Genomic DNA, 20,642 nt, shown 5'->3' on the forward strand with positions numbered 1-20,642 from the left:
TCATCATAAAGCACCCAGCCACACAGTAAAAATAACCGGCCGAATTTAGGGCCAGCGCTGAACGCGTTTAACGCCTGTTAGGAAATGCCATGCCCCCTGTTGAACCGCAAGGTAAGCTAGACCAATTCTTTCTGCTTTCGCAGGATTTGTTCTGCTGCATCGACTTTGCGGGCACGCTGCTCAGCATCAACCCAACCTTTGAGTCGTTACTGGGTTACCAAGCAGAAGCGCTGCTGGGTAGGCCCTGTGGTGTCGTGGTAGAGCCGCGTGATCATCCCGTTATCGAAGCAGCGTTGGCAAGGGTATGCCGGGGTGAAAAAATTAATGCCTTCGATATTTGTGCGTTAGCGGTAGATGGTAGGCGCGTTTGGTTGGAAGTGTCCGCTTCTGCCGGTGAGCAGGTGATTTATGTGATTGCCCGAGATATTTCTCGTCGCAAAGCGGTGGAAAAGCAGCTACGGCGCAATCAGCGGCTGTTCCGTATTGCCGGTGAGACAGCGCATATAGGCGGCTGGTATATGGATTTAGCGGTGGGGCTGCCGATCTGGTCGGAGGAGGTGTGCCGCCTTCACGATATGCCTGTTGGCCACCAGCCCACGCTGGAGGAGGCGATTGCTTTTTACACGCCAAGCTCTCGGTCGCGTATTCAAGCCGTGTTTACCAACTGCTGTGAGAAGGGGATAAGTTTTGACGAAGAGCTGGAGATTATTACCCAGCAGGGGCGACGGCGTTGGGTGCGAGTGATTGGCCGAGCGGTGCGCGATGAGCTAGGAAAAATTATTCAAGCTCAGGGCTCTACTCAGGATATTACCGAGCGCAAAGACACTGAACGGCAGTTGGCGCTGCTGGAGCGCAGCGTGGAGTCTAGCACCAATGGCGTGGTCATTGTGGATGCTCAGCGCCCTGATCTGCCGATAGTGTATGTGAACGCTGCCTTTGAGCGCATCACCGGCTACTCGCGAGAGGCCGCGCTGGGCCGCAACTGCCGTTTTCTACAAGGAATCGACACGGACCCTGCGACCCAGGTGCAATTGCGCAAAGGCATCAAAGAGCAGCGCGATGTGCACGTGGTGATTCGCAACTATCGCCGTAACGGCGCGCCTTTCTGGAACGATCTTTATATCTCCCCGGTGCGCGATGAAGCTGGCGTAGTCACACATTTTATCGGCGCGCAAAACGATATTACCGCCCAGCGAGAGTATCAGGCCCAGCTGAGCCATAACGCCAATCACGATGCGCTGACCGGGCTGCCCAACCGGCTGTTGCTGGACCAGCGCCTTGCCCAAGGTTGTTTGTTAGCCAGGCGCTACCAGCGTTATTTAGCAGTGCTGTTCATTGATTTAGACGACTTTAAGCCAATCAATGACACCCTCGGCCATGAAGTGGGCGACTATATTTTGCTAGAGGTCGCCAAGCGCTTGGAGGAGGAGCTGCGCCCCTGGGACACCGTGGCCCGATTTGGCGGCGATGAGTTTATCGTACTGTTGCCGGATTTAGCCCACGAAGACGATGTCTTACAGGTGGTCGAGCGGCTGCTGGCACGAGTTTCGGCACCTTACTGGTATCGCAGCAACGAGCTAAGAATTACTGCCAGTATTGGGATTGCCACCAACGATGGCACTATTCAAACGCCGCGTCAGCTCATTCAGCAGGCCGACCTTGCCATGTACAAGGCCAAACGCAGGGGGCGCAACACCTTTCAGTGGTATACCGACGAACTTAACCGCAAGGTCACCGAGCGGGTGAATTTGCGCCATGCCCTGCAGCAGGCCATTGAGCAGGAGCAGTTTGAGCTCCATTACCAGCCGCAAATTCACCATAGTGGGCGGGTCGCTGGGGTTGAAGCGTTGATCCGTTGGTACCACCCAGAGCGTGGCAACATCCCGCCAGGGCAGTTTATTCCTTTGGCCGAGGATACCGGGCAGATTATTCCCATCAGTGAGTGGGTGATGGAAACCGCATGCCGCGATGCGGTGGTGCTCAATGCCGAAAGCGCGACCCCCATAACCATGGCGATTAACGTATCACCCATGCAGTTTCAGCGCCCAGGCTTTTTAGACTCCGTAAAGCAGGTGCTGGCGCGTAGTGGCTTGCCCCCCGCGCTATTAGAGCTGGAGCTGACCGAAGGTGTATTAATGGATAGCGCCGAACACACCATTCAGGCTTTACAGGCCCTGCGCCAACTGGGCGTGCACATTGCGCTGGATGACTTTGGCACCGGTTTCTCAAGCCTTAGCTATCTAAAACGCCTACCCATCAATAAGCTGAAGGTTGACCGCTCGTTTGTGGGCGATGTGGCCGTTGATTCCCGTGACGCCGCTATTGTAGAGGGCGTTGTCACCATGGCAGATAAGTTGGGACTCGAGGTGTTAATTGAAGGCGTTGAAACCGCCGAGCAGTTTCACTTCCTGCGTACCCTGCAGTGCGGCCACTACCAAGGCTACTACTTTGCTCGTCCCATGGCCTTGAGTGCGCTGAAGGCATATTTGAAAACGCCGCTAGTAGTCGTTGCTAGCCAAGAATCTCCTACCTCGTTATAAACACTGCCATAAAACGGCATGCCGCTCTACGCAGTGACTCTGGTACACTTTCCGGTAACGACTCCATTAGTTTTGTCAGCAGGATATGTCTCCGATGAGCCAAGCTACGAACCAGTCTTGGGGCGGTCGCTTCAGCGAGCCCACCGATGCTTTTGTTGCACGCTTTACCGCGTCTGTGAACTTCGACCAGCGCCTAGCGCGCCAGGATATTCAGGGCTCGATTGCCCATGCCACCATGCTGGCGCGGGTGGGCGTGCTCACCGAAGAAGAGCGCGACGCCATTATTAACGGCCTGACCGACATTCAGGGCGAGATTGAGCGCGGCGAGTTCAACTGGTCGGTGCCGCTGGAAGACGTGCACATGAACATCGAAGCACGCCTGACCGACAAAATCGGCATTACCGGCAAGAAGCTGCACACCGGCCGCTCGCGCAACGACCAAGTGGCCACCGATATTCGCCTGTTCATGCGCGATGAAATCGACGTGATCGAAGCGGAGCTGACACGCCTGCGCGATGGCATGATTGAGCTTGCCGAGCGGGAAGCCGACACCATCATGCCCGGCTTCACCCACCTGCAGACGGCACAGCCGGTCACCTTCGGCCATCATCTGCTGGCCTGGCAGGAAATGCTGGCCCGCGATCACGAGCGCCTGCTGGATTGCCGTAAACGGGTGAATGTGATGCCGCTGGGCTCCGCGGCGCTGGCGGGCACGACCTACCCCATTGACCGCCACGTGACCGCTGAGCTGCTCGGCTTTGATCGCCCGGCAGAAAACTCGCTGGACGCCGTGTCAGATCGTGATTTTGCAATTGAATTCACCAGTTTCGCCAGCATCCTGCTTATGCACCTGTCGCGGATGAGCGAAGAGCTCGTGCTGTGGACCAGTGCGCAGTTCAACTTCATCGACCTGCCCGACCGCTTCTGCACCGGCTCCTCCATTATGCCGCAGAAAAAAAACCCCGACGTGCCTGAGCTGGTGCGCGGTAAAACCGGCCGTGTGTATGGCCATCTGATGGCGCTGCTGACGCTGATGAAGTCGCAGCCGCTGGCCTACAACAAGGACAACCAGGAAGACAAAGAGCCGCTGTTCGACGCCGTCGACACCGTGCGCGACTGTCTGAAAGCCTTTGCGGACATGGTGCCTGCCATTGAGCCGAAGAAAGAGAGCATGTACGAAGCGGCGCGGCGCGGCTTCTCCACCGCCACAGACCTGGCGGATTACCTGGTGCGTAAAGGCGTGGCCTTCCGTGATGCTCACGAGATCGTGGGTCTCTCCGTGGCCTACGGCCTGAAAACCAAGAAAGACCTCTCTGAAATGACCCTCGAAGAGCTCCAGCAGTTCTCCGATATCATTGAGCAGGATGTGTTTGAAGTGCTGACGCTGGAAGGCTCGGTCGCTGCCCGTAACCACATTGGCGGCACGGCGCCTGACCAAGTGCGCGCCGCTGCAAACCGTGCGCGAGAAGCGCTGGCAGCCCTGAAAGGTGCGTCATGAAACGCAGTGCAATCACACTTAGCGCGCTGCTGATGGCCGCATTGCTGCTTGTTGGCTGTGGTCAAAAGGGGCCACTTTATCTGCCTGACGATACCAATGATTCGGCCGCCGAGCAGGAGGGGTAATGGATCACTTTAACTACCGCGATGGCGTGCTCTACGCCGAAGATGTGCCGCTAACGCAGCTGGCCGCCGAGCTGGGCACGCCCTGCTATGTCTACTCAAAAGCGACCTTTGAGCGCCATTTTCGCGCCTACACCGAAGCCTTGGGTGGCCACTCGCACTTAATCTGCTACGCGGTGAAAGCCAACTCTAACCTTGCCGTGCTGGGCCTTTTGGCCCGCATGGGGGCCGGGTTTGATATTGTCTCCGTGGGTGAGCTTGAGCGGGTGCTAAAAGCGGGCGGCGACCCCGCCAAAGTGGTGTTTTCTGGCGTGGCTAAGCAGCCCCATGAAATGGCGCGGGCGCTAGAAGTCGGCATCAAATGCTTTAACGTCGAGTCGCGCCCAGAGCTTGAGCGCCTGAATGCCGTGGCAGGTGAGCTGGGGAAAATCGCTCCGGTCTCGCTGCGCGTCAATCCTGATGTGGATGCGGGCACTCACCCTTATATCTCTACCGGCCTGAAAGATAACAAGTTTGGCATTCCGGTGGATGACGCGCTGGAGGTGTATCAACTGGCGGCCAGCCTGCCAAACCTGCGCGTGACGGGCCTGGATTGCCATATCGGCTCGCAGCTCACCGAAACCGCGCCGTTTCTAGATGCCCTGGAGCGCCTGTTGGTGCTTATGGAGCGCCTTCGCGAGCGCGGCATCGAGATCGACCATCTGGATTTAGGCGGCGGCTTAGGCGTGCCCTACCGTGACGAGAAGCCACCCCAGCCGTTCGATTACGCTAGCCAACTGCTGGCGCGCCTCTCCCGCTGGGAAGGCGGCGAAAAGCTCACGCTGCTGTTTGAGCCGGGTCGCTCTATTGCGGCCAACGCCGGGCTGATGCTCACCCGGGTAGAGTTCTTGAAACCCGGCGAGACCAAGAACTTTGCCATTGTCGATGCGGCCATGAACGACCTGATTCGTCCGGCGCTGTATCAGGCGTGGCAGGCGATTGTGCCGGTGGATACCCGCCAGCCTCGTGAGAGCGCCACCTACGACGTGGTTGGTCCTGTGTGTGAAACCGGTGACTTCCTGGGTAAAGAGCGTGAGCTTGCTATCGCCGAAGGCGATCTGTTGGCGGTGCGCTCCGCCGGAGCTTACGGTTTTGTGATGGCGTCGAACTACAACAGCCGCCCGCGCCCGCCAGAGGTGATGGTGGATGGCGACACGTACCACGTGGTGCGCGCTCGGGAAACGCTGGAAAGCCTGTGGGCCGGTGAGGCGTTGCTGCCGGAAGGGGCGCGCTGATGCTGCTGCACTTCACCAAAATGCACGGCCTGGGCAACGACTTCATGGTGGTGGACCTGGTCACTCAGCGGGCGCGCCTGCGGGACGAGCAGATCCGCCAACTGGCGGACCGGCGCTTTGGCATTGGCTTTGACCAACTGCTGATCGTCGAGCCGCCCCGCGACCCGGACATGGACTTTCGCTACCGTATCTATAACGCCGACGGCAGCGAAGTGGAGAACTGTGGCAACGGCGCGCGCTGCTTTGCCCGCTTTGTGCGCGACCAGCGTTTAACCCACAAGCATGAAATCCATGTGGAAACCGCCGGTGGCCCGCTGGTGCTCAATGTTCAGCACGATGGCATGGTACGGGTCGATATGGGTAGGCCGCGCTTCAACCCGGCGACGCTGCCGTTTGAAGCGCCGGGTGATCAACCGCTGCATGAGGTAGATGTAGGCGGTGAAACGCTGCAGCTTGGCGTGGTCTCCATGGGCAATCCCCATGCTGTCCTCCAGGTAGAGAGCGTGGATAGCGCCCCGGTGGAGCGCTTGGGGCCGCTGTTGGAGTCGCATCCTCGGTTTCCCAAGCGGGTCAACGTCGGCTTCATGCAGGTGGTCTCGCCCAGCGAGATTCGTCTGCGGGTGTTCGAGCGTGGCAGCGGTGAAACCCTGGCCTGCGGCACCGGTGCCTGTGCGGCGGTGGCCAGTGGGATTCGTCAGGGGCTTCTGAAGAGCCCAGTGAAAGTGCACTTGCCCGGCGGGCAGCTCAGTATCGAGTGGCCTGACCCCGAAGCGTCACTCGTCATGGTGGGCCCTGCTACCCGGGTGTTTGATGGTCGGGTATCACTCAACTAATGCGAGGAGAACGGCGATGTCTCAAGCTCCTGAGCCGCGCAAAACGCTCGACCCTGACCAAGTAGCGTTTTGGCTGGCCCGTCACCCCGATTTTTTTATTGGTCGTGAAGGGCTGCTGCAGCAGCTCAAAGTGCCCCACCCGAATATCGATGGTGCTGTGTCGCTGCTGGAGCGGCTGGTGATCGACCTGCGCCAGCGAGCTGAAACGGCGGAAGGGCGGCTTGAGCATTTGCTGGAAACCGCTCGTCATAACGAGGCTCAGTACCGTCGTCTGCGGGAAACGCTGCTCAGCTTAGTTGAAGCGGAAGACCGTGATGCCTTGGCCCAAGCGCTGGCGACTCAGCTTAGCGAGCGCTTTCAAACCCCGGCGATGGCCCTATGGTGCCCCGCGTCGTTAAGCGATGCAGAGTCCACGCCACCCCAGCCGCCACGCCATATTCTCGACCAGCACGCCAGCGCTCGCTTGGCGGCGCTGCTGGATGGCCGCACCAGTCGCTGCGCCAAGCTGAGCGTCAGCGATTGGAAGTGCCTACTGCCCCATACCAAAGCACCCCGTAAAGCGGGTTCCTGTGCGATTACGCGTCTCTCGGCGGGGGAGCAGCTGGGTTATTTGCTGCTCGCTAGCCCTGATCCTGAATGTTACCGCGCCAGTATGGATACGCTGTTTACCGAGTACCTGGGCGATATTGTCGCGCGCCTACTGCTGCGGTTGGGGCCGGAGCCGCATGGACAGCGATAGCTTGCTGGCAGACACGGTCACTAACTACTTAGCGCAGCTAGCCACCCATGCCAGCCCGGCCACGGTGGCGGCCTATCGTCAGGATTTATCCGCCTTTTGCCAGTTTGCCGAACAGCGTGGCATCACTCAGGCCAGCGCGCTGGACACGGCGCTGGCGAGAGCCTTTCTAGGCGCTGAACGTAGCCGGGGGCTGGCGCCGAGAAGCCTCGCCCGCCGACGTGCGGCGTTATCTCGCTTTGCCGATGCGTTAGTGCAGCATCGCGTGTTGGCAGATAACCCGGTCAGCCTACTGCGCACCCCTAAGCAGCCCAGCCATCTGCCCAGACCGCTGGATGTGGATGCGCTGGCGCGCTTTCTGGATACGCCCCACGACGGCTCGCCGCTGGCGCTTCGCGACCAAGCTATGCTGGAGCTTTTCTACTCCAGCGGCCTGCGCTTAGCCGAGCTGGCGGCGCTGGATATGGGCCACTTAACGGCCAATTATGTGCGGGTGATGGGTAAGGGCAGCAAGCCCCGCCAAGTGCCGGTGGGACGACGCGCCCAGCAGGCGCTGGAAGCATGGCTCACCTGCCGGGCCAGTTTGGCGGCCAGCGCTGAAACGGCGCTGTTTGTTGGTCAGCGGGGGCAGCGGTTGGGGCATCGAGCGATCCAGAAGCGCTTAGCGCAGCTCTCGGTGGTGCGCGGCCTGCCCGAACATCTTCACCCCCACCGCCTGCGCCACTCTTTTGCCAGCCATCTGCTGGAATCCAGCCAGGATCTGCGTGCCGTGCAGGAGCTGCTGGGTCATGCCAATCTATCCACTACTCAGGTGTATACGCGGCTGGATTGGCAGCACTTGGCAGAAAGTTACGATGCCGCCCACCCGCGCGCCAAACGCCGCCCCAGTGAGAGTTAATCATGGTCACGTTAGACGCCATCACCTTTGATTTAGACGACACTCTATGGGACAACCAGGGCGTCATGCTGAAAACCGAAGAGGGCCATTACCGCTGGCTGCTGGAAGCGCTGGCAGCGTGGCGTGCTGCCCGTCAAGAGGCGCCGTTGCCGTTAACGTATGAGGAGGGCGTGGCGGATTACCTGCAGCGCCGCCAGCAGTGGGCAAGCCAAGTGCCTGAACGGCGAGGTGACTTTACCTGGCTAAGGCTACGAGCGTTAGAGGCCCAGTTGGAAACCAGCGGTTTGCCTCGCAGCGCTGCACTGTTATGGGCCGCCGCGGCAATGAATGAGTTCCACCGCCTGCGGGTGCAGGTCACGCCGCACCCAGAGGCAGCTGGGCTGCTATCGGCGCTTGCCGAGCGCTATCGGCTAGCGGCGATTACCAACGGCAATATTCACCTTAAGCGCCAGCCATTGGCGGCCCACTTTCCGGTAGCGATTGCCGCTGGAGAGCTGCTGGCTCCCAAGCCTGATCCCAAGCCTTTTCTCACCGCTTTGGAGCGACTGAATACCGTACCGCAGCGCGCCATGCACGTGGGCGACTCCTGGAATGAGGACGTGCTTCCCGCCCAGCAACTGGGTATGCATGCCGCCTGGGTGGCTGAATGCGGCGACCAGATGCTGCCTGAGCGGGTGCACCGCATAGCCCATGTCAAAGAGCTGCCGGAGCTGATTGCATGGCTGGAGAGGCGTGCCTAGACCACGCCTGTTAACGGGCGTCTTCTGGGGTGTGCAGCCACTGGTCTAGTTTTTGGGAAAGGGTATCGACGCCGTCGCGTTTCAGCGATGAAAACAGCTGTACCGATACAAGGTCTTCCCACTCTTTTAAGCGGGAGCGCACTTTCTGTAGGGCGGCGCTGGCTGGGCCACGCTTCAGTTTGTCGGCTTTGGTCAGCAGAATATGCACCGGCATCCCGCGCTGGTCAGCATAGTCGAGCATCATTTGGTCGAACTCGGTCAGCGGGTGGCGCACGTCCATGAGCAGCACTAAACCACGCAGGCTAAAACGGCCGCGCAGGTAGTCAGAAAGATGCTTTTGCCACTCGATTTTGACCGCTTCAGGCACTTTGGCGTAGCCATAGCCGGGCAAATCCACTAAGCGGCGCGACTCGTCGTTCATCACAGTGAAGAAGTTGATGAGCTGGGTTCGGCCCGGGGTGCGCGAGGTGCGCGCCAGCGCATTTTGCTGGGTTAGCGCGTTAATGGCGCTGGATTTACCGGCATTTGAGCGTCCGGCAAACGCTACTTCTGCACCGGTATCGTCAGGACACAGTGCCAGGGTTGGCGCGCTGATCATAAAACGCGCCGTGGGGTAGTTCAGCCGAGGGACTGGGCTATCATGGGGGGTAGACATGGAATTAATCCTGAAAAACAAACGTATAACACGGCCCGCTGGCCAACCCTAGTGTGAGAGAGAGCGGTACCGCGACGAATTACCCCAAAAGCAGACCTGGACTTGCATTCCCGCCGCTAGGGTGATTCGTTATAATGCAAGCGGTTTATAACTGCGACCTGGGGCGCTAGTGTACCATCGCGCTTTAGCCAGCAGCGACCAACACGACATTGTTGTTCGTTTTGGCGGAGCTGACCCTGGTAATGTGCTGAACCTGGGCAGCGCCCAGGGTGCGTACCAGTCAATAATCAAACGGCATAGTGGATTAGCAATGAGAAAGTTACTGGCAAGCCTGGCAATTACCATGGGTGCCGTTGGCACCGCCCACGCCCAAGCGGACCTTCAAGCCGACGCTGACGCAGCGGCAGGACGTGAACTCGCCCAAACCTGTGCAGCCTGCCATGGCCAGCAAGGTATCAGCGCAGTGGGTACCTTCCCCAACCTGGCAGGGCAGCAAATGTCCTACCTCGCCAAGCAAATCATGGATATCCGTGATGGCAACCGTGTCGTCCCACAGATGGCCGGTTTGGTCGATGACTACTCAGACCAAGATGCTTGGGATGTCGCTGCCCACTTTGCAGGCCAAGAGGCTAACCTCGGTCAAACCAGTGATGAAGACGCTGAGTTGCTGGCCCGCGGTGAAGAGCTGTATCGCGCAGGCGATATGTCTAAAGGCATTCCCGCCTGTAGCGCTTGCCACACTCCCACCGGGGTAGGTATTGGTAGCGCTGTGTATCCGGCTCTTTCTGGTCAGCATGCGGAATATACCATCTCCACGCTGCAAGCATTTGCCTCGGGTGAACGTACCAATAGCCCCAACAACCTGATGGGCGATATCGCTTCCAAAATGAGCGACCGGGACATGGAAGCCGTGGCCAACTACGTGCTGGGCTTGAACTAATTTCCCCGCTGTTGGCCTCCCCATTCTGTGAAACATCCGCAGAATGGGGAACCTGTCTGACACACTAACGGTCACAGGTTCACTTTTGTTGGCCGCTTATTTGGAGAATGCTCGTTATGTTGAAAACGTTGATGGTCGCGCTTGCTGGTCTTGGCCTGTCTGCTGCGGTAAGTGCCCAGGAGCTGGTAGAAGGTCAGCACTACACGTTGCTTGAGTCACCGGTAGCTACCCAGGTAGACGAAGATCAGATTGAAGTGACCGAAGCGTTCTGGTTTGGCTGCCCGCACTGCTACCGGCTGCAAACGCCAGTAAACGAGTGGTACGAAACCCTGGATGACGATGTCAGCATTGTCAAAATGCCAGCGACCATGGGCGGTGACTGGAACACCCATGCCACGGCCTTCTATGCGGCCAAATCGCTGGGTATTGAAGAGGAGCTGCATGCGGATTTCTTCGATGCGATTCACCAGGATGGTCGTTCACTGACCGACGCTGACAAGATTGCGGAATTCTTCTCTGATTACGGCGTTAGCGAAGAGGAAGCCAAACAGGCGCTCACCGCCTTTAGCGTACGTAGTGAGGTCAATAAGGCCAACAGCCGTATGCGTGAAATGCGCCTGATGGGGGTTCCTGCGCTGATTGTGGATGGCCGCTATGTAGTGTCACCGCAGTCGGCAGGCAGCTTAGAAAATATGCCGCAAATTGCCGATGCGCTGATCGAAAAAGTTCGCAACGAGCGCGCACAATAACGGTGCTGGAGCACGGCCATACGGGCGGACAGTCGCGTTCTCCCGCTGCCCAGTCAACCTCCGCGTTGATAGAGCGTGGTCATATCCGGCTGCTAACGTTTAATTTGCAGGTGGGTATTCAAACTTCAGCCTATCACCACTATCTCACGCGGAGCTGGCAGCACGTGCTGCCTAATCCTCAGCGGCTTAAGCGTTTAGCGCTGGTAGGTGGCGTATTAGAGCAGTTTGACGTGGTGGGGCTGCAGGAGGTGGATGGTGGAAGCTTTCGCTCCAGCCGTGTGAATCAGGTGGAGTACTTAGCCGCCCAGGCCAAGTTTCCTCACTACTTCCAGCAACTTAATCGTAACCTAGGCCATTTTGCACAGCATAGTAATGGTCTGCTTTCACGTTTAACCCCTAGCCATATTGAAGAGCACCGGCTGCCTGGGATGTTGCCTGGACGCGGCGCTATTCACGTGCGCTACGGCGAAGGCCCTGATGCCCTGCATATTTTTGTGGCGCATTTGGCGCTTAGCCACCGTGGCCGTGTGCGCCAGCTCAATTATTTAAGCGATATTATTGAGCCGTTGCGCCATGTGGTGATGATGGGCGATTTAAATTGTACGCCTGAGCAGCTCCATGCTCACGAGCGGTTTAGTACGTCATTGCCGCTACACCCGGTCAAGCCGCTGCTTAGCTATCCATCGTGGCAGCCGCGCCGCGCGTTGGACCATATTCTACTCTCGCAAACCCTTGAAGCGGCCGATGTGCGCGTGCTGGATCACCTGTTCTCTGACCACCTGCCGATTGCAGTTGATTTGCCGCTGCCAGCGGCGTGTCTCGCGGCGATTCAACCAAGCGTTTAACAAGAAGCTCGCAGAACGCTTGTCGGGCGCTGCATTGTCTGCGTATATGCGCTATTGTCTGGGCCGCTGACCCCCCTTAGTCGTTTTACACGAGACACTTCCATGTCGGACACAACACAACTACCTGCGTTTATTGGTGCGCTGGACCGCGCTTCGGAGTGGTTCGGGCGTACCCTTGCGTGGCTGATCATCATTATGATGTTGATTCAGTTCGCGATTGTACTGCTTCGTTATATGTTCAGTGTGAATAGCATTTTTATGCAAGAGCTGGTGATGTACATGCACGCCAGCGTCTTCATGCTCGCTGCTGCTTACACCTTTCGCCACGATGGCCACGTGCGCGTCGATATTTTTTATCGAGGCATGACACCCCGCCGACAAGCACTCGTAAATATCCTGGGCATCCTCCTGCTCTTGATTCCGGTGATGGTGTTTGTCATCGCGTCAAGCTATGGCTACGTCGCTAACTCCTGGCGCATCATGGAAACCTCCTCAGATTACGGTGGCATCCCCGCTGTATACGCACTGAAAACGCTCATTCCAGTTTTTGCCTTATTGATGATTATTCAAGGCCTGATTGAAGTAGTGCGCAATGGCTATATCTTCACCGGGCGGATAACGCCGCCAGCCGCCGATGAAAATCACCTTGAGGAGCGTGTTTGATGCTCGAATTTATGCCGCTTATTCTGTTTGCCGCCATCTGTATCGTGTTGATGTTCGGCTTTCCTGTGGCGCTTTCGCTAGCGGGAACCGCGCTGCTGTTTGCTGGCATGGGGCTAGGCCTGGAAGCCGTTGGTATTGATGCCAATTTTGATAGTGGCTACCTTGCCGCCCTGCCGAACCGGCTCTACGGCATTATGACCAACCAGACACTCCTGGCGGTGCCGCTGTTTGTGTTAATGGGCGTGCTGCTAGAGAAGTCAAAAGTGGCCGAAACGCTGCTGGATGCCATGGCGCTGCTGTTTGGCTCCATACGCGGTGGCTTAGGTATTTCGGTCACGCTGGTGGGCATGTTGATGGCTGCCTCCACGGGCATCGTGGGTGCCACAGTGGTGACCATGGGCCTGATGTCACTGCCCACTATGCTTAAGCGTGGCTACAGCACCTCTCTTGCCACCGGTACCATCTGCGCTACCGGTACGCTTGGTCAGATTATTCCGCCTTCCATCGCCCTGGTACTGCTGGGCGACGTGCTCTCTTCTGCATATCAGCAAGCACAGCTGGATATGGGGATCTTCAGCCCGAAAACGGTCTCGGTTGGCGATCTGTTTATGGGCGCGCTGGGGCCGGGCCTGATTCTCGTCGTCATGTACATGATCTACGTGGGTTTGGTGGCGTTTTTCCGCCCCAGCATGGCGCCCGCGGCTGACCGCGAAGAGCTGATGGCAGAGCTTGGCCACACCTCGGGGTTAGGCATCCTGTTGCTCAAAGGCTTGGTGCCGCCAGTAGTGCTGATTGTGGCGGTGCTGGGCTCTATTCTGAGCGGCTTTGCCACGCCCACCGAAGCCTCGGCCGTGGGTGCCTTTGGTGCGCTGGTGCTGGCGTTGGCCTATCGCCAGTTGGACTGGGCCACCCTGAAAGAGGTGCTGCGCTCTACCACCCATGTAACCACCATGGTGTTTCTGATTCTGATCGGTGCGGCGCTATTCTCGTTGGTCTTCCGTGCCTACGGCGGTGAGCACATGGTCACCGAGCTGTTTGAAGGCATGCCTGGGGGCGTGGTGGGCGCGACGATCGTTGTTATGCTGGTAATCTTCCTGCTGGGCTTTATCCTCGACTTTATCGAAATCACCTTTGTGGTGGTGCCGATTGTCGGGCCGATTCTGCTGGCCATGGGGTTAGATCCGATCTGGCTGGGTATCATGATCGCCATTAACCTGCAGACCTCGTTCCTAACCCCGCCGTTCGGCTTCGCACTGTTTTATCTGCGCGGCGTGGCACCGCCATCGGTGCCTACCTCGGCGATTTATCGCGGTGTGGTGCCATTTATCTTGATGCAGTTAGGCATGCTGTTGCTGCTAACGTTTTTCCCGCAGCTGGCAACATGGCTCCCGACCCAGTTCTAATGTGTTCTGAGTTGAAAAATAACCCTGCTATCAACGCAAGGGAGTGGCAACCTTAACCAAAAGCAGCCAAGCTGCAGAGCACATAATGGCTTGCTTCCAGGATAAAGTAGAAGATTACCACGCGATTTCCGAGCAGGCGTACTACAACGCCCGTAACCCGGAAGGTGACACCTGCAGTAACAGGTGTAGCGCAGTACCCTTACCATGGCCGCCTTCGGGCGGCCATTTTGTTATAGGCAGGCTAGGGTTGCGATTAAAGCAGCGTAAGCGCCACCGCTTGGGTATCCTAGGGCAGATACTGTTCTGTCTCGTAAGGAGCGCTATGTCTACCGAATCCCGCCTTCGTAATGTGCTCACCATTGCAGGCTCCGACCCTTCCGGTGGTGCTGGGCTGCAGGGCGATTTAAAGACGTTTTCTGCCCTGGGTGTGTATGGCACAAATGTCATCACTGCGGTGATTGCCCAGAACACCTGTGGCGTGGCCTCGGTGTATCCGGTTTCCCCACAGGCAATTCGTGAGCAACTTGAACACCTGTTAAGCGATGTGACCATTGATGCGGTGAAAATCGGCATGGTAGCCAGCCACGATGTGGCCGAAGTGATTGCCGATGTACTGCGCCAGCAGCGCCCGCGTTGGATCGTGCTCGACCCGGTGATGGTGGCGAAGAGCGGTGACATCCTGGTGGATGACGCGGGTATTCGCGCCGTAAAAGAGATTTTAGTGCCGTTAGCGGATGTGATTACTCCTAACCTGCCGGAAGCCGCCGTGCTGCTCGATTCCCCATCGCCCGCCAGCCTGGACGAGATGGAAGCACTGCTGCCCAAGCTGGTGGGGCTAGGCGCGCCCTATGTGGTGCTGAAAGGCGGCCACTTACGGGGTGATACCTGCCCGGATCTGCTGGCGACCCCTAACGGTCATCAGTGGCTGCCCGCCTCACGCATTGCTACTGAGAACCTTCATGGCACGGGCTGCGCGCTCTCATCAGCCATTACGGCTTGCCTAGCCAAGTTGCCGGAAGATGCTAGCGCAGAGGCCCCAGAGCAGGCGATTACGGAGGCAAAGCAGTGGCTTCATCATGCTCTGGCCGCTAGCCACCGCTTAAGTGTTGGCAAAGGGCGAGGCCCAGTACACCACTTCCATGCTTGGTGGTAACTTCATGGCCGTTGCGTTGCGGCCGCAGAGTCTCCTTGCGGGATAAGCCAACGGGCACCATGCTGAAGGGTGCCCGTTTGTTTGCCTACTAGGCTGAACTGTTCGGCCAAGGAGCTGCCCATGTCCCGCACGCTGCTGTTTGCCACCGACCTCTCCCAGGAAAACCGCGCGGCCTTTGCCCGCGCGCTGCGCTTAGCCCATCAGCAGGGCGCGCAGCTTGATACCCTTCACGTGCTTGACCCTTACCTTCCGCATCGCATGCTCCATGACCTGGAACTCGCGGTAAACGACGATATTAGTGCGATGCTCACCGACCTGCGCGAAGATTACGCCTTGGAACTGCCATCGCTGATGATTCAAACGGTGGTTGGGGAGCCTCATGTAGAAATCGTGAGGGAAGCCCACGAGCGTCAGGCGTCGCTCATCGTGCTGGGTATGCACCGCAAACGTGGTCAAAAAGACCTGCTTTACGGCACCACCATGATGCGTATTTTGCGTAGCGCGCCGTGCCCCGTGGTGGTGGCGTCTTACCTGCCTACTCAGCCGTGGCAACATATTGTGGTGCCTATCGACTTCTCGCTGACGGCTCGGCAGACCCTGAAAGAAGCGCTGATTCGCTTTCCTGAGGCCAAGCTAACGCTTCTACACGCCTGGAGCCTGCCCGGCGAATTGGAGCTGGGGAGTCAAGCGTTCTACGCCCAGTGGCGTGACCGCGAGGTCAGTCGCCTGCGGGAGGCGCTGGATAACGAAGTCGAAAGCCTGCTGCGGGAGTTAGATGGCGTGCCGGACATTGAGCTTGCGCTAGAGCCGGGCCAGCCCTGCGATGTGCTGCATGACTATGTTAAACGGCACTCGCCAGATTTGGTCATGTTAGGCAGCCGCAGTCGACCACACCAACCTAATCCGCTAACCGAAATGCTGCTCAGTGAGCCCCACTGCGATGTGATGCTCTGTCGGCCTTGGTAAAGGCTTTGTGGCGGCTCAATGACTCCTCAATCGAGTGGTTGTACGGAACCTTTATGAGTTGTTTATGTGTGTATAGCTATGCATAGTGTTACCCAAACCAACAAAGGAGATGGTCACCGTGCAACGACCAACAAAGAGTACGCTATGGCTAGCCGCGTTACTGGGCGCTACGCTCGTCACGACTAGCGCCGCCGCTAGCAGCTGCGTCTCGCGCTCAATGGCGAAACGCTCTATGAAGATAGCAGCGCCTAATGAACGGACGAAGGGGCAAGCGTGAAAGCACTGATTCAACGGGTTAAGAGCGCCAGTGTCACGGTGGAAGGCAACAGCGTCGGTGCCATCGACCATGGGCTGCTGGCACTGGTGGGGGTGGAGAAAGGTGACAGCGAGGTGGATGCCGATAAGCTACTGCATAAGCTGCTTCACTACCGCGTGTTTAGTGACGAGGCGGGCAAGATGAACCATAACCTGCAGCAGGCCCAGGGTGGGCTGCTGCTGGTATCACAGTTCACGCTCGTTGCCGATACCCGCAAGGGCCTACGCCCTAGCTTCTCCAGCGCCGCCCCGCCCGACGAGGGAGAGCGGCTGTTTAACTATCTGGTAAGTCAGGCCCGCGCCGCTTGGACCCATATTGCAGAAGGGAAGTTCGGCGCGGACATGCAGGTTGCCTTGGTCAACGATGGGCCGGTCACCTTTTTGCTAGAAAGCTAGGGCTGATCAGGCGTTTTCGCTGGCCAGTAGCTCGGCTTCCATGGCCTCTAACGCCTCTTCTGCGGCGAGCCATGTCTGCTCGGCGGCATCCAGGCGCGCTTTAATCTCCGCCTGCTTGGCGAGTGCTTGGGTCAGCTCTGCCTTGCGGGTGCTGTCGGTGTAGAGCTCGGGGTCGGCGAGTACCGCTTCTACTTCCTCAAGTGCCTGCTGCGCTTTTTCCATGCTCTTTTCCGCCTGGTCGCGCTCTTTTTTCAGTGGGCGCAGCTTTTCGCGCAGCTCCGCTGCTGCTTTGCGGGCGGCTTTACGGTCGCCGCTGGGCTGTTGGCTCTGGCGTTCGCTCTTTTCGCTACGGGCGTCGCGGCGGTTCTCTTCCAACCGCGCCTTAAGCCAAGCCCGGTAATCCTCCAAGTCGCCGTCGAAGGGTTCAACCCGGTGGTCGGCCACCCGCCAAAACTCATCCACCGTGGCACGCAATAGGTGTCGGTCGTGCGAGACCAGGATGACTGTGCCCTCAAAGCTTGCCAGTGCCTCGGTCAACGCTTCGCGCATTTCCAGATCCAAGTGGTTAGTGGGCTCATCGAGCAGCAGCAGGTTGGGCTTTTGCCAGGCCACGAGTGCAAGTGCCAGGCGTGCTTTCTCACCGCCAGAGTAAGTGGCCACCTCGCCAAAGGCGTCATCGCCTTTGAAGCCAAAGCCACCTAGGAAGTTGCGAATTTCTTGATCACTTGCTGTGGGAGAGAGGCGTTGTACATGCACAAAGGGCGTGGTGGTCACGTCCAGGCTTTCTAACTGATGCTGAGCAAAATAACCAATGGCTAAATGTTCACCGGGTACGCGTTTGCCTTCTAACAGCTCAAGCTCGCCCGTGAGTGACTTGATCAGGGTCGATTTACCCGCACCGTTCGGACCTAATAAGCCGATACGGCTCCCGGGGAGTAGCGTAATGTTGACCTTCTCTAACTGAGCGATATCGCCCGCTTCGCCGCGATAGCCAAGGGTGGCTTGGTCCAGCACCAGCAGCGGGTGCGACGTTTTATCAGCGGCAGGCAAGGTGAAGTGGAAAGGGGAGTCCGTGTGGGCGACGGCGATATCCCCCATGCGTTCTAGCATTTTTACCCGGCTTTGCGCCTGCTTGGCTTTTGTTGCCTGAGCGCGAAAGCGGGCAATAAAACGTTCAATCTCTTCACGGCGGGCCTGCTGCTTGGCCGCTTCAGCCTGTTGCAGCGCGAGCTTTTCGGCCCGCGTGCGCTCAAAGCGAGAGTAGTTGCCCCGGTAAAGCTCTAGCGTTTGGTGATGCATATGCACAATGTGATCGCACACAGCATCCAGAAAGTCGCGGTCGTGAGAAATCAGCAGCAGCGTGCCGGGGTAGCGAGTGAGCCACTGCTCCAGCCAAAGCAGGGCGTCTAGGTCCAGGTGGTTGGTCGGCTCATCCAGCAGCAACAAGTCGGAAGGCATAAACAGCGTCCGGGCAAGATTTACCCGCATTCGCCAACCGCCGGAAAAGTCCGATAGAGGTCGCTTAAGGTCCGCCTGCACAAAACCCAGCCCGACCAGCAGCTGTGATGCCCGTGATTCTGCCGTGTAACCATCTAGGGTTTCGATTAGCCCGTGGAGTTCGGCTTCTCGATGCGCGTTATCGGCTTCGCGGGCGGCAAGCAGGTCGGCTTCGGCTTGGCGTAAGGCGTAATCGCCGTCTAATACATACTCTACAATGGGGCGATCCAGCGCCTCCACTTCCTGGGCCATGTGGGCAATTCGCTGGCCGCCGCTCATCTCTACATCCCCCTGATCGGGCCCCAGCTCGCCCAATAGGAGTTTAAACAGGCTCGACTTACCGGCACCGTTGGCCCCAATAATGCCGGCCTTCACGCCGTTATGTAGCGTAAGGTCGGCGCTTTCTAGGAGCGTTTGCGTGCCCCGTTGCAGGGCGACTTGGCGCAGTGCGATCATGTTTTCTCCCGAAAAAAGTGGGTAAACCAATGCGCGATTCTAACCGATTGCAGCGCTTGCAGCAGAGGCCGCTATGGGATTTTGCCTTAGCGCTTTATGCAAAGCCTGGCGTAGAGCAAGCCTGTCTCACCTTGCAAGATGAGGCTGGCGTGGATGTGTGTGAGTTACTGTTTCACTGCTGGCTGTATCAGCACGGATTAGCCGCCGAATCTGGCCCGCTAAAGGCCATACGGGAAGAGCGCTACCGTTGGCAGCAGCGGGTCACCGCAACGTTGCGCGAATTGCGCCGAACATTAAAGCCTCAAGCTGCTCATAACGATGACATTAAGGCGCTGCGTGCCACCTTACAAAAGGCGGAACTGCAGTCTGAGCGTGAAAACCTTCAACGTTGGCAGCAGTGGGCACTGCGCTCTTCGGTGGAGGAAGTCCGGTTAACAAAAAGCGACATAAGCCAGCACAATGTTGCACAGTGGCTGCAAGATACGCTGTTTTCGGCACCGCTTGACAACCGTTCGCCGCAAGCGTCACGCGTACGCGAAAACACACAAACGGCACTAATGGCCCTGACAAGCCAGCTTGACCGCTGTGATCCACCACGCTAGCCTGAATTTAAGCTGTTTTTGATCAACCCGCGTTGGCAGCGCTTATTTCGCCCGCTAACCCACAGCAATGCATACAAAGTTACGAATGACGTTTCTGCGTGTTAGCGGCTGAGCATAAACGCAACGCTGCTAGGGATAGACAAAAATTAGATTCTGGCGCTCTCGTACGGCGCGCTTACCACTGCTAGGGGAACTCTGCATGAAGGCAAGCAAATTAGTTTCAACTCGTTCCGTTACCACCAAATTAATCACTACGGCAAGCGTAGGTGCTCTGCTGTTGGGCCTAAGCGCCACTGCCCAGGCGGATAACTGGCGTTATGCCCACGAAGAGTACGAAGGCGACGTGCAGGATGTGTTCGCTTACGCGTTTAAAGAGTACATCGAAGAGAACTCCGATCACTCTGTACAAGTTTACCGTTTTGGTGAGCTGGGTGAGTCTGATGACATCATGGAGCAGACTCAGAACGGCATTCTCCAGTTTGTTAACCAGTCGCCTGGTTTTACTGGTGCACTGATTCCAGAAGCCCAGATCTTCTTTATTCCTTACCTGCTGCCGACCGACGAAGAGACCGTTCTAACATTCTTCGACGAGAGTAAAGCGATCAATGAAATGTTCCCGGAGCTTTATGCGGAACAGGGACTTGAGCTGCTGAAGATGTACCCAGAGGGTGAAATGGTAGTCACTACCGACGAGCCGATCAGCTCGCCGGAAGATATGGATAATAAGAAAATCCGTACCATGACCAACCCGCTGCTGTCGGAAACCTACGACGCCTTTGGTGCGACGCCGACGCCGCTGCCCTGGGGTGAAGTTTACGGTGGCCTGCAGACCGGTATTATCGATGGTCAGGAAAACCCGATTTTCTGGATCGAGTCCGGCGGTCTGTATGAAGTATCTCCGCACCTGACCTTTACCGGCCATGGCTGGTTTACCACTGCCATGATGGCCAATCAGGACTTCTACGAAGGCCTGTCTGACGAAGATAAAGAGCTGGTGCAGGAAGCCTCCAACGCGGCTTACGACCACACCATTGAGCACATCAAAGGTCTGGCCGACGAAGCACTCGCCAAGATTCAGGAAGCGTCTGATGAAGTCACCGTCACGCGTCTGAACGAAGAGCAGATCCAAGCGTTCCGTGATCGTGCGCCGCAGGTTGAGGAAGTGTTTCTCGAAATGACGGGCGATCGCGGTGAAGAGCTGTTGCAGCAGTTCAAGGCGGACCTTGAAGCCGTTAACAGCGACTCCTAATGGGTTAGCGCTTTTACGTTAATCAAGTAACGTCATAAGGGGCAGCCAGCGCTGCCCCTTTTTTGTTGCCAAAGCGCCCTGCAGGTGAGTGGGTTCATCGGCGCAGCTCGCC

At 57.8% G+C, this 20,642-nt stretch carries 20 protein-coding genes; 18 read left to right on the forward strand and 2 right to left on the reverse strand.

Going from position 1 to position 20,642, the window contains the following annotated elements:
* The first annotated feature begins 89 nt into the window (after positions 1-89).
* From AC13CN_RS09970 to AC13CN_RS10005, 8 genes are all read left to right on the forward strand, one after another.
* Positions 90-2,540, forward strand: coding sequence for a sensor domain-containing protein (locus tag AC13CN_RS09970; RefSeq protein ID WP_172515108.1), 2,451 nt, complete (start codon positions 90-92; stop codon positions 2,538-2,540).
* 94 nt (positions 2,541-2,634) lie between these two features.
* Positions 2,635-4,038: an argininosuccinate lyase gene (gene argH, locus AC13CN_RS09975; RefSeq protein WP_172515107.1), complete on the forward strand. Its 1,404-nt coding sequence runs from the start codon at positions 2,635-2,637 to the stop codon at positions 4,036-4,038.
* A complete protein-coding gene (lptM, locus tag AC13CN_RS09980) occupies positions 4,035-4,163 on the forward strand; it encodes an LPS translocon maturation chaperone LptM (protein WP_074211274.1) in 129 nt (42 codons plus the stop codon). Before argH ends, lptM begins: the two co-directional genes overlap by 4 nt.
* Positions 4,163-5,434 carry a diaminopimelate decarboxylase gene (lysA, locus tag AC13CN_RS09985; protein ID WP_044629843.1) on the forward strand — a complete coding sequence of 424 codons (1,272 nt, stop codon included), beginning with the start codon at positions 4,163-4,165 and terminating at the stop codon, positions 5,432-5,434. The genes lptM and lysA overlap by 1 nt, the downstream gene beginning before the upstream one ends.
* The gene (dapF, locus tag AC13CN_RS09990) at positions 5,434-6,267 is read left to right on the forward strand and encodes a diaminopimelate epimerase (RefSeq protein WP_228219212.1); all 834 of its coding nucleotides are present in this window, start codon (positions 5,434-5,436) and stop codon (positions 6,265-6,267) included. Before lysA ends, dapF begins: the two co-directional genes overlap by 1 nt.
* A 16-nt stretch (positions 6,268-6,283) precedes the next feature.
* Positions 6,284-7,006: a DUF484 family protein gene (locus tag AC13CN_RS09995; protein WP_062359241.1), complete on the forward strand. Its 723-nt coding sequence runs from the start codon at positions 6,284-6,286 to the stop codon at positions 7,004-7,006.
* Positions 6,993-7,901 carry a tyrosine recombinase XerC gene (locus tag AC13CN_RS10000; protein WP_228219211.1) on the forward strand — a complete coding sequence of 303 codons (909 nt, stop codon included), beginning with the start codon at positions 6,993-6,995 and terminating at the stop codon, positions 7,899-7,901. Before AC13CN_RS09995 ends, AC13CN_RS10000 begins: the two co-directional genes overlap by 14 nt.
* A 2-nt stretch (positions 7,902-7,903) precedes the next feature.
* Complete coding sequence (locus tag AC13CN_RS10005; protein WP_228219210.1) at positions 7,904-8,641, forward strand: HAD family hydrolase; 738 nt, start codon at positions 7,904-7,906, stop codon at positions 8,639-8,641.
* A gap of 10 nt (positions 8,642-8,651) precedes the next feature.
* On the opposite strand, the gene yihA is transcribed toward AC13CN_RS10005, so the two are convergent.
* On the reverse strand, positions 8,652-9,296 hold the full coding sequence (gene yihA / locus AC13CN_RS10010; protein ID WP_044629848.1) for a ribosome biogenesis GTP-binding protein YihA/YsxC: 645 nt from the start codon (positions 9,294-9,296) through the stop codon (positions 8,652-8,654).
* 310 nt (positions 9,297-9,606) lie between these two features.
* Between yihA and AC13CN_RS10015 the strand changes: the two genes are divergently transcribed.
* The 8 genes from AC13CN_RS10015 to dtd all read left to right on the forward strand — a co-directional run bounded on the left by AC13CN_RS10015 (position 9,607) and on the right by dtd (position 16,726).
* On the forward strand, positions 9,607-10,236 hold the full coding sequence (locus tag AC13CN_RS10015) for a c-type cytochrome (RefSeq protein WP_483053125.1): 630 nt from the start codon (positions 9,607-9,609) through the stop codon (positions 10,234-10,236).
* A gap of 116 nt (positions 10,237-10,352) precedes the next feature.
* The gene (locus AC13CN_RS10020; protein WP_054640743.1) at positions 10,353-10,985 is read left to right on the forward strand and encodes a thiol:disulfide interchange protein DsbA/DsbL; all 633 of its coding nucleotides are present in this window, start codon (positions 10,353-10,355) and stop codon (positions 10,983-10,985) included.
* A 2-nt stretch (positions 10,986-10,987) separates the two neighbouring features.
* Positions 10,988-11,830 carry an endonuclease/exonuclease/phosphatase family protein gene (locus AC13CN_RS10025; protein WP_054640744.1) on the forward strand — a complete coding sequence of 281 codons (843 nt, stop codon included), beginning with the start codon at positions 10,988-10,990 and terminating at the stop codon, positions 11,828-11,830.
* 102 nt (positions 11,831-11,932) lie between these two features.
* Entirely contained in the window at positions 11,933-12,493 is a 561-nt protein-coding gene (locus AC13CN_RS10030) for a TRAP transporter small permease subunit (protein WP_062359237.1), read from the forward strand.
* Positions 12,493-13,896, forward strand: a complete 1,404-nt coding sequence (locus AC13CN_RS10035) for a TRAP transporter large permease (RefSeq protein ID WP_054644907.1) — start codon at positions 12,493-12,495, stop codon at positions 13,894-13,896. The genes AC13CN_RS10030 and AC13CN_RS10035 overlap by 1 nt, the downstream gene beginning before the upstream one ends.
* Positions 13,897-14,218: 322 nt before the next feature.
* Entirely contained in the window at positions 14,219-15,049 is an 831-nt protein-coding gene (gene thiD, locus AC13CN_RS10040; RefSeq protein ID WP_058577702.1) for a bifunctional hydroxymethylpyrimidine kinase/phosphomethylpyrimidine kinase, read from the forward strand.
* A gap of 120 nt (positions 15,050-15,169) precedes the next feature.
* A complete protein-coding gene (locus AC13CN_RS10045; protein ID WP_058577703.1) occupies positions 15,170-16,015 on the forward strand; it encodes a universal stress protein in 846 nt (281 codons plus the stop codon).
* A 273-nt stretch (positions 16,016-16,288) separates the two neighbouring features.
* Positions 16,289-16,726, forward strand: a complete 438-nt coding sequence (gene dtd, locus AC13CN_RS10050; RefSeq protein ID WP_044629857.1) for a D-aminoacyl-tRNA deacylase — start codon at positions 16,289-16,291, stop codon at positions 16,724-16,726.
* A 6-nt stretch (positions 16,727-16,732) separates the two neighbouring features.
* On the opposite strand, the gene AC13CN_RS10055 is transcribed toward dtd, so the two are convergent.
* Positions 16,733-18,679 (reverse strand): ABC-F family ATP-binding cassette domain-containing protein, encoded by a 1,947-nt coding sequence (locus AC13CN_RS10055; RefSeq protein WP_062359234.1) that lies wholly within the window; start codon positions 18,677-18,679, stop codon positions 16,733-16,735.
* Between the two features lie 29 nt (positions 18,680-18,708).
* On the opposite strand from AC13CN_RS10055, the gene AC13CN_RS10060 reads away from it, so the two are divergent.
* Positions 18,709-19,281 (forward strand): TIGR02444 family protein, encoded by a 573-nt coding sequence (locus AC13CN_RS10060; protein ID WP_474789781.1) that lies wholly within the window; start codon positions 18,709-18,711, stop codon positions 19,279-19,281.
* A 199-nt stretch (positions 19,282-19,480) separates the two neighbouring features.
* Complete coding sequence (locus tag AC13CN_RS10065; RefSeq protein WP_054644906.1) at positions 19,481-20,530, forward strand: TRAP transporter substrate-binding protein; 1,050 nt, start codon at positions 19,481-19,483, stop codon at positions 20,528-20,530.
* Positions 20,531-20,642 lie beyond the last annotated feature (112 nt).

This window comes from Vreelandella sp. L-25 (genome assembly GCF_056857535.1).